The sequence below is a fragment of the Streptomyces sp. NPDC002536 genome (assembly GCF_053594995.1).
This window is the reverse complement of the sequence record NZ_JBSFWU010000029.1, coordinates 1-16,100: the sequence shown is the minus strand read 5'-3', so window position 1 is coordinate 16,100 and position 16,100 is coordinate 1. Positions and strand designations below refer to the sequence as shown.

Below are 16,100 nucleotides of genomic sequence, written 5' to 3'. Positions count from 1 at the left end.
ACGACTATGACTGACACCGAAGGGACAACCATGGAAGCCAGGGCCCAGGCGCGGTACATCCGCGTCACGCCCATGAAGGCCCGCCGCGTGGTGGACCTCATCCGTGGCATGGATGCCACGGAGGCTCAGGCGGTCCTGCGTTTCGCCCCGCAGGCCGCGAGCGTGCCGGTGGGCAAGGTGCTGGACAGCGCCATTGCCAACGCCGCGCACAACTACGACCACACGGACGCTTCGTCGCTGTACATCAGCGAGGCGTTCGTGGACGAGGGCCCGACCCTGAAGCGGTTCCGTCCGCGTGCCCAGGGTCGTGCCTACCGGATCCGCAAGCGGACCAGCCACATCACCGTGGTCGTCAGCAGCAAGGAAGGAACCCGGTAATGGGCCAGAAGGTTAACCCGCACGGGTTCCGGCTCGGCATCACCACGGACTTCAAGTCCCGCTGGTACGCCGACAAGCTGTACAAGGACTACGTCAAGGAAGACGTTGCCATTCGTCGCATGATGACGAAGGGCATGGAGCGCGCCGGTATCTCGAAGGTTGAGATCGAGCGCACCCGCGACCGCGTCCGCGTCGACATCCACACCGCTCGTCCGGGCATCGTCATCGGCCGCCGCGGCGCCGAGGCCGACCGCATCCGCGGCGAGCTGGAGAAGCTGACCGGCAAGCAGGTTCAGCTGAACATCCTCGAGGTCAAGAACCCCGAGGTGGACGCTCAGCTGGTGGCCCAGGCCGTCGCCGAGCAGCTGTCCTCCCGCGTCTCCTTCCGTCGCGCCATGCGCAAGAGCATGCAGTCGACGATGAAGGCCGGCGCCAAGGGCATCAAGATCCAGTGCGGTGGCCGTCTCGGCGGCGCCGAGATGTCCCGCTCGGAGTTCTACCGCGAGGGCCGTGTGCCCCTGCACACGCTCCGCGCGAACGTCGACTACGGCTTCTTCGAGGCCAAGACCACCTTCGGCCGCATCGGCGTGAAGGTCTGGATCTACAAGGGCGACGTCAAGAACATCGCCGAGGTCCGCGCCGAGAACGCTGCCGCGCGTGCGGGCAACCGCCCGTCCCGTGGTGGCGCTCAGGACCGCCCGGCCCGTGGCGGCCGTGGTGGCGAGCGTGGCGGCCGCGGCCGCAAGCCGCAGCAGAACGCCGCTGCCGAGGCCCCCAAGGCCGAGGCCGCTGCCGCTGCTCCGGCCGAGTCCACCGGAACGGAGGCCTGACCGACATGCTGATCCCTCGCAGGGTCAAGCACCGCAAGCAGCACCACCCCAAGCGTCGTGGCATGGCCAAGGGTGGCACCGAGCTCGCCTTCGGTGAGTACGGCATCCAGGCCCTGACCCCGGCCTACGTGACGAACCGTCAGATCGAGTCCGCTCGTATCGCCATGACGCGTCACATCAAGCGTGGCGGCAAGGTGTGGATCAACATCTACCCGGACCGTCCGCTGACGAAGAAGCCTGCCGAGACCCGCATGGGTTCCGGTAAGGGTTCTCCGGAGTGGTGGGTCGCGAACGTCCACCCCGGTCGGGTGATGTTCGAGCTGTCCTTCCCGAACGAAAAGGTCGCTAAGGAGGCGCTGACCCGCGCCGCCCACAAGCTTCCGATGAAGTGCCGCATTGTTCGGCGCGAGGCAGGTGAGTCGTGATGGCCGCTGGTATCAAGGCGACCGAGCTGCGCGAGCTCAACGACGAGGACCTCGTCGCGAAGCTCCGTGAGGCCAAGGAAGAGCTGTTCAACCTCCGCTTCCAGGCGGCGACCGGACAGCTCGAGAACCACGGTCGGCTCAAGTCCGTCCGTAAGGACATCGCCCGGATCTACACCCTGATGCGTGAGCGCGAGCTCGGCATCGAGACGGTGGAGAGCGCCTGATGAGCGAGAAGAATGTGACTGAGACGAACGAGCGCGGCTTCCGCAAGACCCGTGAGGGTCTCGTCGTCAGCGACAAGATGGACAAGACCGTCGTCGTCGCCGTCGAGGACCGCGTCAAGCACGCGCTGTACGGCAAGGTCATCCGCCGTACGAACAAGCTCAAGGCGCACGACGAGCAGAACGCTGCCGGCGTCGGCGACCGCGTCCTCCTGATGGAGACCCGGCCGCTGTCGGCGACGAAGCGCTGGCGCGTCGTCGAGATCCTCGAGAAGGCCAAGTAATTTCTGAGGGTTTCCCCTCGGATAAGTTCCGCCAGGCTCGGCAGGGGCTCCTCGGAGCCCCTGCCGGGAACCGGCAGACGATCAGGAGATAGACGTGATCCAGCAGGAGTCGCGACTTCGCGTCGCCGACAACACTGGTGCCAAGGAGATCCTTTGCATCCGTGTTCTCGGTGGCTCGGGTCGCCGCTACGCGGGCATCGGTGACGTCATCGTCGCCACCGTCAAGGACGCGATCCCCGGTGGCAACGTGAAGAAGGGCGACGTCGTCAAGGCTGTCGTCGTTCGCACCGTCAAGGAGCGCCGCCGTCCGGACGGCTCGTACATCCGCTTTGACGAGAACGCGGCCGTCATCCTCAAGAACGATGGCGACCCCCGCGGCACCCGTATCTTCGGCCCCGTGGGCCGAGAGCTGCGCGAGAAGAAGTTCATGAAGATCGTCTCGCTCGCGCCGGAGGTGCTGTAAGCATGAAGATCAAGAAGGGCGACCTGGTTCAGGTCATCACCGGTAAGGACAAGGGCAAGCAGGGCAAGGTCATTCAGGCCATGCCGGCTGAGGACCGTGTTCTCGTCGAGGGTGTCAACCGGGTCAAGAAGCACACCAAGGCCGGCCAGACCGCCCGTGGTTCCAAGACCGGCGGCATCGTGACCACCGAGGCCCCCATCCACGTCAGCAACGTTCAGCTGATTGTGGAGAAGGACGGCAACAAGGTCGTCACCCGCGTCGGTTACCGCTTCGACGACAACGGCAACAAGATCCGCGTTGCCAAGCGGACGGGTGAGGACATCTGATGGCTACCACTCCGCGTCTCAAGGCGAAGTACCGCGAGGAGATCTCGGGCAAGCTGCGTGAGGAGTTCTCCTTCGAGAACGTCATGCAGGTTCCCGGCCTGACCAAGATCGTGGTCAACATGGGTGTGGGCGACGCCGCCCGCGACTCCAAGCTGATCGAGGGCGCCATCCGCGACCTCACCACGATCACCGGTCAGAAGCCGGCCGTCACCAAGGCCCGTAAGTCCATCGCGCAGTTCAAGCTGCGCGAGGGCCAGCCGATCGGTGCCCACGTCACCCTCCGTGGCGACCGCATGTGGGAGTTCCTGGACCGCACTCTGTCGCTCGCGCTGCCGCGCATCCGCGACTTCCGTGGTCTGTCCCCCAAGCAGTTCGACGGCCGGGGCAACTACACCTTCGGTCTCACGGAGCAGGTCATGTTCCACGAGATCGACCAGGACAAGATCGACCGGGTCCGGGGCATGGACATCACCGTGGTGACCACGGCGAAGAACGACGACGAGGGCCGCGCCCTGCTTCGTCACCTCGGCTTCCCCTTCAAGGAGAACTGACCGTGGCGAAGAAGTCTCTGATTGCCAAGGCCGCACGCAAGCCGAAGTTCTCGGTTCGCGCGTACACCCGCTGCAACCGCTGCGGCCGCCCGCACTCCGTCTACCGCAAGTTCGGCCTCTGCCGCGTGTGCCTTCGTGAGATGGCTCACCGTGGCGAGCTGCCGGGCGTGACCAAGAGCTCCTGGTAACAACCCACTTGGGTTGACCAGGGCTCTCGGTAAGCATCAAGGACGGCGGGGGCCCAGCCCCGACTCGCGTAGAGTTGAAGGGTTGGGTGCCCGCCGCCCATGACCGTCTTACTACGCCGTAGGTCCCCGCGCCGCACCCGTCCCGACGAAGTTCGGGGAGAGGGATGGCGCAGATAGGAAACCCCGGCGAGAGAGGCCGAAGGCCAAACATGACCATGACCGATCCGATCGCAGACATGCTGACCCGTCTGCGGAACGCGAACTCGGCGTACCACGACTCCGTGGCCATGCCTGCCAGCAAGATCAAGGCGCACATCGCCGAGATCCTGCAGCAGGAGGGCTACATCGCCGGCTGGAAGGTCGAGGACGCCGAGGTCGGCAAGTCCCTCGTCATCGACCTGAAGTTCGGCCCGAACCGTGAGCGCTCCATCGCGGGCATCAAGCGGATTTCGAAGCCGGGCCTGCGGGTCTACGCAAAGTCCACCAACCTGCCGAAGGTCCTCGGCGGCCTGGGCGTGGCGATCATCTCCACGTCCCACGGTCTCCTGACCGGCCAGCAGGCCAGCAAGAAGGGCGTGGGTGGGGAAGTCCTCGCCTACGTCTGGTAATCGGGAACGGAGGAAGAGCTAATGTCGCGCATTGGCAAGCAGCCCATCCAGGTTCCCGCTGGTGTGGACGTCACCATTGATGGCCGCACGGTCCAGGTGAAGGGTCCCAAGGGCACCCTGAACCACACCGTTGCCGCGCCCATCGAGATCGTCAAGGGCGAGGACGGCATCCTGCAGCTGACCCGTCCGAACGACGAGCGTCAGAACAAGGCCCTGCACGGCCTGTCCCGCACGCTGGTGGCGAACATGATCACCGGCGTGACCCAGGGTTACAGCAAGAACCTCGAGATCAGCGGTGTCGGTTACCGCGTCCAGGCGAAGGGCTCCAACCTGGAGTTCGCCCTGGGCTACAGCCACCCGATCGTGGTCGAGGCGCCCGAGGGCATCACCTTCAAGGTGGAGTCCCCGACCAAGCTGTCTGTCGAGGGCATCGACAAGCAGAAGGTCGGCGAGGTCGCCGCGAACATCCGCAAGCTGCGGAAGCCCGACCCGTACAAGGCCAAGGGCGTCAAGTACGCGGGCGAGGTCATCCGCCGCAAGGTCGGAAAGGCTGGTAAGTAAGCCATGGCATACGGTGTCAAGATTGCTAAGGGCGACGCGTACAAGCGCGCCGCCAAGGCCCGCCGCCACATCCGCATCCGGAAGAACATTTCGGGTACGGCCGAGCGCCCGCGCCTCGTCGTGACGCGTTCCAACCGTGGCATCACCGCTCAGGTGATCGACGACCTCAAGGGTCACACCCTGGCGTCGGCGTCCCACCTGGACGCGTCGATCCGCGGTGGCGAGGGCGACAAGGGTGCCCAGGCCAAGAAGGTTGGCGCCCTGGTCGCCGAGCGTGCCAAGGCCGCCGGTGTCGAGGCCGTCGTGTTCGACCGCGGTGGCAACCAGTACGCCGGGCGCATTGCCGCTCTGGCGGACGCCGCCCGCGAAGCCGGGCTGAAGTTCTAAGCCCCGGTTCCGGAGCTAGCGGACGTAACAGAGAGAGGTAATTCCAATGGCTGGACCCCAGCGCCGCGGAAGCGGTGCCGGTGGCGGCGAGCGGCGGGACCGGAAGGGCCGTGACGGTGGCGCTGCCGCCGAGAAGACCGCGTACGTTGAGCGCGTAGTCGCGATCAACCGCGTCGCCAAGGTTGTCAAGGGTGGTCGCCGCTTCAGCTTCACCGCGCTGGTCGTGGTGGGCGACGGTGACGGCACGGTCGGTGTCGGTTACGGCAAGGCCAAGGAAGTTCCGGCTGCCATCGCCAAGGGCGTGGAAGAGGCCAAGAAGAACTTCTTCAAGGTCCCCCGTATCCAGGGCACCGTCCCGCACCCGATCACGGGCGAGAAGGCGGCCGGTGTCGTGCTGCTCAAGCCCGCGTCCCCCGGTACCGGTGTTATCGCCGGTGGCCCGGTGCGCGCGGTGCTCGAGTGCGCCGGCATCCACGACATCCTGTCGAAGTCGCTCGGTTCTTCGAACCCGATCAACATCGTGCACGCCACGGTGGAGGCCCTCAAGGGACTGCAGCGTCCCGAGGAGATCGCCGCCCGTCGTGGTCTGCCGCTCGAGGACGTCGCCCCCGCCGCTCTGCTGCGGGCGCGTGCAGGGGCGGGTGCGTAATGGCTCGCCTCAAGGTCACGCAGGTCAAGTCCTACATCGGCAGCAAGCAGAACCACCGCGACACCCTTCGTTCGCTTGGTCTCAAGCGCATGAACGATGTGGTTGTCAAGGAGGACCGCCCCGAGATCCGCGGCATGGTGCAGACCGTCCGCCACCTCGTGACGGTCGAGGAGGTCGACTGACATGGCGGAGCAGAACCCGCTGAAGGTCCACAACCTCCGTCCCGCCCCGGGCGCCAAGACCGCCAAGACCCGTGTCGGTCGTGGTGAGGCGTCGAAGGGTAAGACGGCTGGTCGCGGTACCAAGGGTACGAAGGCCCGTTACCAGGTTCCGGAGCGCTTCGAGGGTGGCCAGATGCCCCTCCACATGCGTCTCCCGAAGCTGAAGGGCTTCAAGAACCCCGCCCACAAGCAGTTCCAGGTCGTGAACCTGGACAAGCTGGCCGAGCTCTACCCGCAGGGTGGCGAGGTCACGGTGGCCGGTCTGGTCGCCAAGGGCGCTGTTCGCAAGAACGAGCTCGTCAAGGTCCTTGGCCAGGGCGAGATCTCCGTGGCGCTGCAGGTGACGGTCGACGCCGTCTCCGGCTCCGCCAAGGAGAAGATCGCCGCCGCCGGCGGCACCGTCACCGAGCTCATCTGAGTTCGTTGATCTGACTACCGGGGATGTCCCATAACGGGGCATCCCCGGTTGGTCGTTCCAAGGGGGGCATGGTCGCCGGTAAGGTGGCGTGCACTGCTGTAACCTCCGTGCGGCCTGCGTCCGTACGGACTTTGACCGATACGTATTCGTCGATCCTCAAGACCGTCACCTCTCGCGTGGCTGCGTGAGAGGCGCAGGAGGCACCGTGCTCACCGCGTTCGCCCGGGCGTTCAAGACGCCCGACCTGCGCAAGAAGCTACTGTTCACGCTGGGCATCATGGTGCTCTTCAGGCTCGGGGCGCACATCCCCGTGCCGGGCGTCGACTACCGCAACGTCCAGACGTGCCTCGACCAGGCCAAGAGCGGCCAGAGCCTTTTCGGCCTCGTGAACATGTTCAGCGGTGGTGCACTGCTGCAGGTCACGATCTTCGCGCTCGGGATCATGCCGTACATCACGGCGAGCATCATCCTGCAGCTGCTCACGGTCGTGATCCCGCGCCTGGAAGCCCTCAAGAAGGAGGGGCAGAGCGGTCAGACCAAGATCACGCAGTACACGCGTTATCTGACCGTCGCGCTCGCCGTCCTCCAGGGCACCGGACTCGTGGCCACCGCCAGCACCGGTGCGCTCTTCGGGAGTTGCCCCGTCGGCAACCAGATCGTGCCCAACCACTCGATCTTCACCACGATCACGATGGTCGTCACGATGACCGCCGGCACCTGCCTCATCATGTGGCTCGGTGAGCTCATCACCGACCGCGGCATCGGCAACGGCATGTCGATCCTGATGTTCACCTCCATCGCGGCCGGCTTCCCGAGCGCCCTGTGGGGCATCAAGATGCAGGGCAAGCTGATGGGCGGCTGGCTGGAGTTCGGCCTCGTGATCCTCTGTGGTCTGGCCATGGTCGCGCTGGTCGTCTTCGTCGAGCAGGCCCAGCGCCGGATCCCCGTGCAGTACGCGAAGCGCATGATCGGCCGCCGTTCGTACGGCGGTACGTCCACCTACATCCCGCTGAAGGTGAATCAGGCGGGTGTGATCCCCGTCATCTTCGCCTCGTCGCTCCTCTACATCCCGGCGCTGCTGGTGCAGTTCACCGGGTCCAAGGCGAGCTGGGCGACCTGGGTGCAGTCCAACCTGGTCAAGGGCGACCACCCCGTCTACATCGCCACGTACTTCCTGCTGATCGTTTTCTTCGCCTTCTTCTACGTCGCCATCTCCTTCAACCCCGAAGAAGTTGCAGACAACATGAAGAAGTATGGTGGGTTCATCCCGGGCATCCGGGCCGGCCGACCCACCGCGGAGTATCTGAGCTACGTGCTGAACCGCATCACGTGGCCTGGCTCGCTGTACCTGGGCTTGATTGCGCTGGTGCCGACCGTGGCACTGGTCACACTCAACGCAAACCAGAACTTCCCGTTCGGGGGAACCAGCATCCTGATCATCGTGGGTGTCGGTCTGGAGACTGTGAAGCAGATCGAGAGCCAGCTTCAGCAGCGCAACTACGAAGGGTTCCTCCGCTGATGCGAATCGTCCTCGTCGGGCCGCCCGGCGCCGGCAAGGGTACGCAGGCCGCGTACCTCGCCAAGAATCTCGCGATCCCGCACATTTCCACGGGTGACCTGTTCCGGGCGAACATCAGCCAGGGCACGGAGCTCGGCCTGCAGGCCAAGTCGTACATGGACCAGGGCCAGCTGGTCCCGGACGAGGTCACCATCGGGATGGCCCGCGACCGGATGAGCCAGCCGGACGCGGAGAACGGCTTCCTGCTGGACGGCTTCCCGCGGAACGTCGCCCAGGCCGAGGCCCTCGACGAGGCCCTTGAGCTGGACGGCGTGAAGCTGGACGCCGTGCTGGACCTGGAGGTCCCCGAGGACGAGGTGGTCAAGCGCATCGCCGGCCGCCGGATCTGCCGGAACGACTCCAGCCACGTCTTCCACGTGACCTACAGCCGCCCGAAGCAGGACGGCGTGTGCGACGTCTGCGGCGGCGAGCTGTACCAGCGCGACGACGACAGCGAGGAGACCGTCCGCAAGCGGCTGGAGGTCTACCACACGCAGACGGAGCCGATCATCGACTACTACAAGACCCAGGGTCTCGTGGTGACGATCTCGGCCCTCGGCAAGGTCGCCGAGGTCACCGGGCGGGCGATGGACGCCCTCGAGCGCAGCTCCTGACCCTCACGGTCCGTATACGGCCGCGGTGCCCGCAAGGGCACCGCGGCCGTAGTGTTGTTCCCGACCCAGCGAACCCAGAGCCGAGAAAGGCACCCCACATGGTGGAGATCAAAACCCCCCAGCAGATCGCGAAGATGCGCGAAGCGGGGCTGGTCGTCGCCGCCATCCACGCGGCCACCCGGGAGGCGGCCGTTCCCGGTGCCACGACCAAGGACCTGGACGACGTCGCCCGCAAGGTGATCGCCGAGCACGGCGCGAAGTCGAACTTCCTGGGCTACGGCGGGTTCCCCGCCACCATCTGCACCTCGGTGAACGAGGTCGTCGTGCACGGCATCCCCGACACGAAGACCGTCCTGAAGGACGGCGACATCATCTCGATCGACGCCGGCGCGATCATCGACGGCTGGCACGCGGATGCGGCCTTCACGGCCTTCGTGGGCTCCGGTCACGCCCCGGAGCTGATCGAGCTCTCCCGGGTGACCGAGGAGTCCATGTGGGCCGGCATCGCCGCCGTGAAGAGCGGCAACCGCCTGGTCGACCTCTCCAAGGCCATCGAGGGCTACATCCGCCGCCAGCCGCGCCCGGCGAGCGGCAAGTACGGGATCATCGAGGACTACGGCGGCCACGGCATCGGCTCCGAGATGCACATGGACCCGCACCTGCTGAACTACGTCTCCCGCAAGCGCGGCAAGGGGCCGAAGCTGGTGCCGGGCTTCTGCATCGCCATCGAGCCGATGGTGAGCCTGGGGACGGCGAAGACGCACGTCCTCGAGGACGACTGGACGGTCCTGACGGACGACCTGACGTGGTCCTCGCACTGGGAGCACTCCATCGCCGTCACGGAGGAGGGCCCGCTGGTCCTCACGGCCCCTGACGGCGGCCGCGCGAAGCTGGCCGCCATGGGCATCACGGCGGCGCCGGACCCGCTGGCCTAGCGGCCGCGGTGCCGCGCCCCGCCAGGGGCGCGGGGAACTGCGCGATCAGCCACGCACGGTCTGCACTCGGCAACGCACGGAGGCCGTGGGGGTGCAATGCCGTCGCCCGGCTGCGGGCCGGGTTGTGCCCACCCGTTCCGCCCTGCGGAACGCCTGCCCACAGCGGGTGCTGCCCCCTAACCAGGTGAGGCGGGGAGCGGGTGGACGTATCACCCTCGATTAGGCTTTCCCGTTTCCCTGACGTAGACTGACGCGTCGGCTCTCGTCTATTCGCATGCCCGCGTTCCGCGCGAGTGTGTGAACACCAGAGTTGATCAAGGTAGCCGATTCGAAGGGCGAAGCGTGGCCAAGAAGCAAGGTGCCATCGAGATCGAGGGCACCGTGATCGAGTCTCTGCCGAACGCCATGTTCAAGGTGGAGCTCCAGAACGGTCACAAGGTCCTCGCGCACATCAGCGGCAAGATGCGGATGCACTACATCCGTATCCTTCCCGACGACCGGGTCGTGGTGGAGCTGTCCCCGTACGACCTGACGCGCGGCCGGATCGTCTACCGGTACAAGTAGATCTTGCCCGTAGCCCCGCCTCCCGTGGGGTGAAGGCACTGACTTCGGAGAACCTGCATCCCATGAAGGTCAAGCCGAGCGTCAAGAAGATCTGCGACAAGTGCAAGGTGATCCGCCGCCACGGCCGGGTCATGGTCATCTGCGACAACCTGCGCCACAAGCAGCGCCAGGGCTGACGCAGAACCTGCACTTCAGCAGTTTCTTCGCGCGACGCGAGCAATACGTACATACGCAGGACCCGTCCCTCTCTGTGATGGAGGGCGACACCCCCGGCTCGGAGGCCGGGGACTCGGTTCGTACCTGATACGGCGGCTGGGAGCGGTCTTGTGGAAGACCTCCGACGAGCATCTGGAGCCATTCAATGGCACGCGTTTCCGGTGTCGACATCCCGCGTGAAAAGCGCGTGGAGGTTGCACTCACCTACGTCTTCGGCATCGGCCGCACCCTGGCGAAGGAGACCCTCGCCAACACCGGTGTGAACCCGAACACCCGCGTTCGTGACCTGTCCGAGGAGGACCTGGTCAAGATCCGCGAGTACGTGGACGCCAACATCAAGACCGAGGGCGACCTGCGCCGCGAGGTCCAGGCCGACATCCGCCGCAAGGTCGAGATCGGCTGCTACCAGGGTCTGCGCCACCGTCGTGGCCTGCCCGTCCACGGCCAGCGCACCAGCACGAACGCCCGTACCCGCAAGGGCCCGCGTCGCGCCATCGCCGGCAAGAAGAAGCCGGGCAAGAAGTAGTCCTCAGCGGACGCTTGACCACGCGGTCTTCGCTGTAGGACCGACCACCTCCCGTAGGAGTAAGAGATGCCCCCCAAGGGTCGTCAGGGCGCTGCCAAGAAGGTGCGCCGCAAGGAAAAGAAGAACGTCGCTCACGGCCACGCGCACATCAAGAGCACGTTCAACAACACCATCGTTTCGATCACCGACCCCACGGGCAACGTGATCTCCTGGGCCTCCGCCGGCCACGTCGGCTTCAAGGGCTCGCGCAAGTCGACCCCGTTCGCCGCGCAGATGGCCGCCGAGTCGGCCGCGCGTCGCGCGCAGGAGCACGGCATGCGCAAGGTCGACGTCTTCGTCAAGGGTCCCGGCTCCGGCCGTGAGACCGCGATCCGCTCCCTCCAGGCCACGGGCCTCGAGGTCGGTTCGATCCAGGACGTCACCCCCACCCCGCACAACGGCTGCCGTCCGCCGAAGCGTCGCCGCGTCTGACGCGCCGGCCGCTTCGCGGTTGCCTTGAGAGTGTGGGCGGTACGGCTCTTCGGAGCCGTGCCGCCCGTACCCTTGTAGTACCTCAGGACATCAAATAGTGGGTGTCCATGACTGAAGGATCCTTCGCATGCTGATCGCTCAGCGTCCCTCCCTGACCGAAGAGGTCGTGGACGAGTTCCGTTCCCGGTTCGTCATCGAGCCGCTGGAGCCGGGCTTCGGCTACACCCTCGGCAACTCCCTGCGTCGTACGCTCCTCTCCTCGATCCCGGGTGCGGCGGTCACGTCCATCCGCATCGACGGTGTCCTGCACGAGTTCACCACCGTGCCGGGCGTCAAGGAGGACGTCACCGACCTCATCCTCAACATCAAGCAGCTGGTCGTCTCCTCGGAGCACGACGAGCCGGTCGTGATGTACCTGCGCAAGCAGGGCCCGGGTCTGGTCACCGCCGCCGACATCGCCCCGCCGGCCGGCGTCGAGGTGCACAACCCCGACCTGGTCCTGGCGACCCTGAACGCCAAGGGCAAGCTGGAGATGGAGCTGACCGTCGAGCGCGGTCGCGGCTACGTCTCCGCCGTCCAGAACAAGCAGGTGGGCCAGGAGATCGGCCGTATCCCGGTCGACTCCATCTACTCGCCGGTTCTCAAGGTCACCTACAAGGTCGAGGCGACCCGTGTCGAGCAGCGCACCGACTTCGACAAGCTGATCGTCGACGTCGAGACCAAGCAGGCCATGCGCCCGCGCGACGCCATGGCGTCCGCCGGCAAGACCCTGGTCGAGCTGTTCGGTCTGGCCCGCGAGCTCAACATCGACGCCGAGGGCATCGACATGGGCCCGTCCCCGACGGACGCCGCCCTGGCCGCCGACCTGGCGCTGCCGATCGAGGAGCTCGAGCTCACCGTTCGGTCCTACAACTGCCTCAAGCGCGAGGGCATCCACTCCGTGGGTGAGCTCGTCGCCCGCTCCGAGGCCGACCTGCTCGACATCCGCAACTTCGGTGCGAAGTCGATCGACGAGGTCAAGGCGAAGCTGGCCGGCATGGGCCTGGCCCTCAAGGACAGCCCGCCCGGATTCGACCCGACCGCTGCCGCCGACGCGTTTGGCGCCGACGACGACGCGGATGCCGGGTTCGTCGAGACCGAGCAGTACTAAGAGCTCGGGACCGACCGACGGTTCTCGGGTGCGGGTGCGCTGTGCTTGATCGCGCAGTTCCCCGCGCCCCTTCCGGGGCGCCCCTGCGGGGCAGCCCCGGATCTCCGACGGACAACCGTCTGCTCGGATACTGACTCCGGTACCTGACACGGCCGGGGCAGACACCTAGGAGAAACACCATGCCGCGTCCCACCAAGGGTGCACGTCTCGGCGGCTCCGCCGCGCACGAGAAGCTGCTGCTGGCGAACCTCGCCAAGGCGCTGTTCGAGCACGGCCGCATCACGACGACCGAGGCCAAGGCCCGCCGCCTGCGCCCCGTCGCCGAGCGTCTGATCACCAAGGCGAAGAAGGGCGACATCCACAACCGTCGCCAGGTGCTGCAGACGATCACGGACAAGGGCATCGTTCACGTGCTCTTCACCGAGATCGCTCCGCGCTTCGCCGAGCGTCCGGGTGGCTACACCCGTATCACCAAGATCGGCAACCGTCGTGGCGACAACGCCCCGATGGCCGTGATCGAGCTGGTCGAGGGCGAGATCGCCAAGAAGGCGACCGTCGCCGAGGCCGAGGCCGCCACCAAGCGTGCGGTCAAGGAGTCCGAGGCTGCTGCCGAGGCTCCGGCCGAGGAGTCGAAGGACGCCTGACGCACTTCGTGTGTCAGGACGGGCCCGCCCCTTTCGGGGGCGGGCCCGTCCCGCATTTGTGGAAGGAAACTCTGCGGTGAGTGACGAGGTGGAGCCCGGCAAGGTCCGGGTGCGGCTGGACCTGTCGTACGACGGCAAGGACTTCTCGGGCTGGGCCAAGCAGCGCGAGGGGCAGCGCACGGTCCAGGGCGAGCTGGAGGACGCGATCCGGACGGTGACGCGTTCGTCCGAGACGTACGAACTGACCGTCGCCGGGCGGACGGATGCAGGGGTGCACGCCCGCGGGCAGGTCGCGCACGTCGACCTGCCGGCCGAGGTGTGGGCCGAGCAGCAGGACAAACTGATGCGCCGGCTGGCCGGACGGCTCCCGCACGACGTCCGTGTGTGGAAGGTCGCGGAGGCCCCTGCCGGTTTCAACGCGCGCTTCTCCGCGGTCTGGCGGCGCTACGCCTACCGGGTGACGGACCATCACGGCGGCGTCGACCCGCTGCTGCGCGGTCATGTCCTGTGGCACGACTGGCCGTTGGACGTCGACGCGATGAATGCCGCTGCGGAGAAGCTCGTTGGCGAGCACGACTTCGCGGCGTACTGCCGCAAGCGCGAGGGCGCCACCACCATCCGCACGCTCCAGCAGCTGAGTTGGGTGCGGGACGCCTCCGGCGTCATCACCGCGACGGTGCGGCGCCGAGGTCGGTTTTGTGCGGTTCCTTGACGGCCGGAGGCGCGGCCAAGTTGCCGTGCTGGTCGAGGATTTTGCCCTCGGGGCTGAGGACGCGGGGCTCGCCCTGGGGCGTGGTGTACTTCAGGCCCTCGGGAGTGGAGACCAGAGGTCCGGGGTGTTCGGATGTGCCCTTGAGGAAGTCGGCAGTCGGGCCGGTGCGCAGGTCCTTCATCCCGGACATCAGGTCGCCGACCTGGAGCTTGACGAACTCGCCCGCCTTGCCGACATACGTCATCGGGTCCACGAGCCGGCCCGTTTTGCCGAGGGCGTTCGCCAGCTTCGCAGCGGCGCTCACCTTGCTCGCCGCACCCACCTCGCCCGCCTCGCCGGCCTTGGACGCGAGGCTGCCCGCCTTGCCGAGCTTGAGGAAGGAGCCGGCGCCGAGGGTGAGGACGTTGAAGGCGACGGTGCCGCCTGCGCGGGTCGGGTTCTTGTCCCACTCGTCCCAGGCGACGAGCGACTTGCCGAAGTCGCGGAGCGCCTTCTTCTGCTTGTCCGTGTCGCTGTGGTCCGTCGGGCCGAACATCTTGTCCATGGCCCAGTCGTAGGGGGTCATGATGTACGCGCTGACGCCGCCGAAGACGTTACCGATGCCGGTCCACGTCTTCTTGAACGTGTCCCAGTCGAAGACGTTGACCATGTTGCCGAGGCCCTTCAGGGTGCCCCAGACACCGTCCACGAAGAAGCCTTTGAGGGCGCTTCCCACGTGGTCGGTCGTCCAGTGCCAGGCCGCTTCCACGCCCGTGTACTTGCGCTTGTCGACCTTGCCCCAGGGCGTGTCGTCGGCCTTGGCCGCGTCGTCCGCACTGACGCCGTACATGCCCTTCTTGTGGGAGCCGTCGTCGGTCGTCCACTTGGTACCGGTGCCGGCCACGCCGCTGATCGTGTTGGCGGCCTTGCGCTCGGCCTCCTGGAACTGGCCCCAGACCCGGCCCACTTCGTGGATCAGACTGGCGTTCTTGTCGACCTTGCCCTGGTCCTTCTGCCAGTCCTTCTTGCCCTCGACCGACTTGCAGAACGCCTCCGCCTGGGCCTTCAGCTCGCTCATGCGCGTCACGAGCGGACGAGCGTCACTGGCGAACGTCGACAAGGCACTGCTGACCGACTCCAGCTTGCCGGCGAAGGTGTCCGCGCCGTCGCGTACCGGCAGCGTCGTCGCGAACAGCTTCTCCGCCTCGGGGGCGGTGTAACAGGACTTGAGGCCCTGGAACTTGCTGTGGACGTCCCCGCCCGTCGTGCGGATGTCGGACGCAGCCTTCTTCAGCGTGCCGGCGTCCTTCTCCAGCTGCTCCAGATCGCCGGAGAAGTCCGGAATGGAACTGACGTCGATCACTTGCCGCCGCCCTTTCCGTCCGAACCGTCCTTGCCCAGCGGGGGCAGCTTCGGCGCACTCAGGGCGTCCTTCTGGGCGTCCTCAGCCATCTTGAGGTCACCGGCGATGTACTCCTCGGTCGCCTTCACCGCACCACTGATGGACTTGCCCGCCCGGGCGGGCAGGAACTGCAGATCCTTCATCGTGGAATCCGCGAATTCCTGCAGTGCTGCCGCGACCGGACCGGGCGTGCCGCTCTTCGGAGCGACCCCCGGGGCCATCGTGCCCGCGGACTTCGCCGCACTCGCCATGCTGTTGCCGTAGGTCGTGAACTCACCCTCGAACTTACCCGCGGCAGTGTCGGTGTCGCCGAGCACCGTCCGCACAGCCTCGACCCGAAGATCCCAACTGGACACGAAATACCCCCGTATTTCCCTGAATTACCGTGACGCGCTACGTCAGCCGATGCCGTCGACGGCAGCCTTGGCCTTCGCCAGCGTCGACTGCGCCGTGCCGTCGTTCTTCTCCATCGTGTTCCGGAGAAGGTTGATGATCTGGCGGACCTCGTGCGCCGCGCTCTGCCAGCGCAGTTCCTTGCCGTGGTACTGGTCCGAGACACCATCGGCCTGGAAGTCCGCCATCGCGGCCTTCACCGCGGCGTCACGGTCGTTCAGCACCGACTCCAGGCGGGAGATGATGCCCTGGAGGGAACCCTGCACCTCGCCCGAAGCACCTGTGTCGTAGCTACGACGGTCTGCGTTCGCCATGATCCTGATCCCCCGTTTTCCTAGCGGCCCGAGAAGCGGGCCGCGTCGAAGTTCGCCGACGCCATCTGCTGACGCGCGTTGTCCGCCGACTCCTGGTCACCCTGACCGAACG

Annotated in this window: 27 protein-coding genes and 1 pseudogene; 25 read left to right on the top strand and 3 right to left on the bottom strand. The window is 66.4% G+C overall.

The features are described from left to right. Nucleotides 1–30 precede the first annotated feature (30 nt). The 25 genes and pseudogenes from rplV to ACWD4B_RS13415 all read left to right on the top strand — a co-directional run. The gene (gene rplV / locus ACWD4B_RS13535) at nt 31–378 is read left to right on the top strand and encodes a 50S ribosomal protein L22 (protein ID WP_031012097.1); all 348 of its coding nucleotides are present in this window, start codon (nt 31–33) and stop codon (nt 376–378) included. Further along, a complete protein-coding gene (rpsC, locus tag ACWD4B_RS13530) occupies nt 378–1,208 on the top strand; it encodes a 30S ribosomal protein S3 (RefSeq protein ID WP_095580665.1) in 831 nt (276 codons plus the stop codon). Before rplV ends, rpsC begins: the two co-directional genes overlap by 1 nt. A gap of 5 nt (nt 1,209–1,213) precedes the next feature. Next, on the top strand, nt 1,214–1,633 hold the full coding sequence (gene rplP / locus ACWD4B_RS13525; protein ID WP_116212444.1) for a 50S ribosomal protein L16: 420 nt from the start codon (nt 1,214–1,216) through the stop codon (nt 1,631–1,633). Then, complete coding sequence (rpmC, locus tag ACWD4B_RS13520) at nt 1,633–1,857, top strand: 50S ribosomal protein L29 (RefSeq protein ID WP_030368408.1); 225 nt, start codon at nt 1,633–1,635, stop codon at nt 1,855–1,857. Before rplP ends, rpmC begins: the two co-directional genes overlap by 1 nt. Then, entirely contained in the window at nt 1,857–2,138 is a 282-nt protein-coding gene (gene rpsQ, locus ACWD4B_RS13515; protein ID WP_019888756.1) for a 30S ribosomal protein S17, read from the top strand. Before rpmC ends, rpsQ begins: the two co-directional genes overlap by 1 nt. Before the next feature lie 94 nt (nt 2,139–2,232). Further along, nucleotides 2,233–2,601 carry a 50S ribosomal protein L14 gene (gene rplN / locus ACWD4B_RS13510; RefSeq protein ID WP_004946682.1) on the top strand — a complete coding sequence of 123 codons (369 nt, stop codon included), beginning with the start codon at nt 2,233–2,235 and terminating at the stop codon, nt 2,599–2,601. A gap of 2 nt (nt 2,602–2,603) precedes the next feature. Continuing rightward, entirely contained in the window at nt 2,604–2,927 is a 324-nt protein-coding gene (gene rplX, locus ACWD4B_RS13505; RefSeq protein ID WP_451420893.1) for a 50S ribosomal protein L24, read from the top strand. Then, complete coding sequence (gene rplE, locus ACWD4B_RS13500) at nt 2,924–3,478, top strand: 50S ribosomal protein L5 (RefSeq protein WP_390780836.1); 555 nt, start codon at nt 2,924–2,926, stop codon at nt 3,476–3,478. The genes rplX and rplE overlap by 4 nt, the downstream gene beginning before the upstream one ends. Nucleotides 3,479–3,480: 2 nt before the next feature. Next, on the top strand, nt 3,481–3,666 hold the full coding sequence (locus ACWD4B_RS13495; RefSeq protein WP_004946670.1) for a type Z 30S ribosomal protein S14: 186 nt from the start codon (nt 3,481–3,483) through the stop codon (nt 3,664–3,666). 209 nt (nt 3,667–3,875) lie between these two features. Then, nucleotides 3,876–4,274 carry a 30S ribosomal protein S8 gene (gene rpsH / locus ACWD4B_RS13490; protein WP_121801998.1) on the top strand — a complete coding sequence of 133 codons (399 nt, stop codon included), beginning with the start codon at nt 3,876–3,878 and terminating at the stop codon, nt 4,272–4,274. 21 nt (nt 4,275–4,295) lie between these two features. Continuing rightward, complete coding sequence (gene rplF, locus ACWD4B_RS13485) at nt 4,296–4,835, top strand: 50S ribosomal protein L6 (RefSeq protein ID WP_451420892.1); 540 nt, start codon at nt 4,296–4,298, stop codon at nt 4,833–4,835. A 3-nt stretch (nt 4,836–4,838) separates the two neighbouring features. After that, nucleotides 4,839–5,222 (top strand): 50S ribosomal protein L18, encoded by a 384-nt coding sequence (rplR, locus tag ACWD4B_RS13480; protein WP_451420891.1) that lies wholly within the window; start codon nt 4,839–4,841, stop codon nt 5,220–5,222. Nucleotides 5,223–5,268: 46 nt separating this feature from the next. Then, nucleotides 5,269–5,871, top strand: a complete 603-nt coding sequence (gene rpsE / locus ACWD4B_RS13475; protein ID WP_190066381.1) for a 30S ribosomal protein S5 — start codon at nt 5,269–5,271, stop codon at nt 5,869–5,871. Further along, a complete protein-coding gene (gene rpmD / locus ACWD4B_RS13470) occupies nt 5,871–6,053 on the top strand; it encodes a 50S ribosomal protein L30 (protein ID WP_030368398.1) in 183 nt (60 codons plus the stop codon). The genes rpsE and rpmD overlap by 1 nt, the downstream gene beginning before the upstream one ends. 1 nt (nt 6,054) lies before the next feature. Beyond that, entirely contained in the window at nt 6,055–6,510 is a 456-nt protein-coding gene (rplO, locus tag ACWD4B_RS13465; protein WP_171082775.1) for a 50S ribosomal protein L15, read from the top strand. Between the two features lie 205 nt (nt 6,511–6,715). Continuing rightward, complete coding sequence (gene secY / locus ACWD4B_RS13460) at nt 6,716–8,029, top strand: preprotein translocase subunit SecY (RefSeq protein ID WP_451420939.1); 1,314 nt, start codon at nt 6,716–6,718, stop codon at nt 8,027–8,029. After that, nucleotides 8,029–8,682: an adenylate kinase gene (locus tag ACWD4B_RS13455; RefSeq protein WP_451420890.1), complete on the top strand. Its 654-nt coding sequence runs from the start codon at nt 8,029–8,031 to the stop codon at nt 8,680–8,682. Before secY ends, ACWD4B_RS13455 begins: the two co-directional genes overlap by 1 nt. A gap of 98 nt (nt 8,683–8,780) precedes the next feature. Beyond that, nucleotides 8,781–9,617: a type I methionyl aminopeptidase gene (map, locus tag ACWD4B_RS13450; RefSeq protein WP_414168754.1), complete on the top strand. Its 837-nt coding sequence runs from the start codon at nt 8,781–8,783 to the stop codon at nt 9,615–9,617. Between the two features lie 342 nt (nt 9,618–9,959). Continuing rightward, on the top strand, nt 9,960–10,181 hold the full coding sequence (infA, locus tag ACWD4B_RS13445) for a translation initiation factor IF-1 (protein WP_003956442.1): 222 nt from the start codon (nt 9,960–9,962) through the stop codon (nt 10,179–10,181). Nucleotides 10,182–10,243: 62 nt separating this feature from the next. Beyond that, complete coding sequence (rpmJ, locus tag ACWD4B_RS13440; RefSeq protein ID WP_003956441.1) at nt 10,244–10,357, top strand: 50S ribosomal protein L36; 114 nt, start codon at nt 10,244–10,246, stop codon at nt 10,355–10,357. A gap of 185 nt (nt 10,358–10,542) precedes the next feature. Further along, the gene (gene rpsM / locus ACWD4B_RS13435; protein WP_171082784.1) at nt 10,543–10,923 is read left to right on the top strand and encodes a 30S ribosomal protein S13; all 381 of its coding nucleotides are present in this window, start codon (nt 10,543–10,545) and stop codon (nt 10,921–10,923) included. Between the two features lie 66 nt (nt 10,924–10,989). Beyond that, nucleotides 10,990–11,394, top strand: coding sequence for a 30S ribosomal protein S11 (rpsK, locus tag ACWD4B_RS13430; RefSeq protein WP_003948617.1), 405 nt, complete (start codon nt 10,990–10,992; stop codon nt 11,392–11,394). A 127-nt stretch (nt 11,395–11,521) separates the two neighbouring features. Further along, complete coding sequence (locus ACWD4B_RS13425; protein WP_004946635.1) at nt 11,522–12,544, top strand: DNA-directed RNA polymerase subunit alpha; 1,023 nt, start codon at nt 11,522–11,524, stop codon at nt 12,542–12,544. 179 nt (nt 12,545–12,723) lie between these two features. Further along, on the top strand, nt 12,724–13,188 hold the full coding sequence (gene rplQ / locus ACWD4B_RS13420) for a 50S ribosomal protein L17 (protein ID WP_336413027.1): 465 nt from the start codon (nt 12,724–12,726) through the stop codon (nt 13,186–13,188). A 76-nt stretch (nt 13,189–13,264) separates the two neighbouring features. After that, nucleotides 13,265–13,870, top strand: a pseudogene (locus ACWD4B_RS13415) (tRNA pseudouridine synthase A); the annotation flags it as partial. Here ACWD4B_RS13415 and ACWD4B_RS13410 read toward each other — a convergent pair. From ACWD4B_RS13410 to ACWD4B_RS13400, 3 genes are read right to left on the bottom strand one after another with little or no spacing between them, the layout of a single operon-like run. After that, nucleotides 13,854–15,242, bottom strand: coding sequence for a hypothetical protein (locus tag ACWD4B_RS13410; RefSeq protein ID WP_451420889.1), 1,389 nt, complete (start codon nt 15,240–15,242; stop codon nt 13,854–13,856). The pseudogene ACWD4B_RS13415 and the gene ACWD4B_RS13410 overlap by 17 nt on opposite strands. Next, nucleotides 15,239–15,637 (bottom strand): DUF6507 family protein, encoded by a 399-nt coding sequence (locus ACWD4B_RS13405; protein ID WP_451420888.1) that lies wholly within the window; start codon nt 15,635–15,637, stop codon nt 15,239–15,241. Before ACWD4B_RS13405 ends, ACWD4B_RS13410 begins: the two co-directional genes overlap by 4 nt. A gap of 42 nt (nt 15,638–15,679) precedes the next feature. After that, entirely contained in the window at nt 15,680–15,988 is a 309-nt protein-coding gene (locus ACWD4B_RS13400) for a pore-forming ESAT-6 family protein (protein WP_390780201.1), read from the bottom strand. Nucleotides 15,989–16,100: the final 112 nt, after the last annotated feature.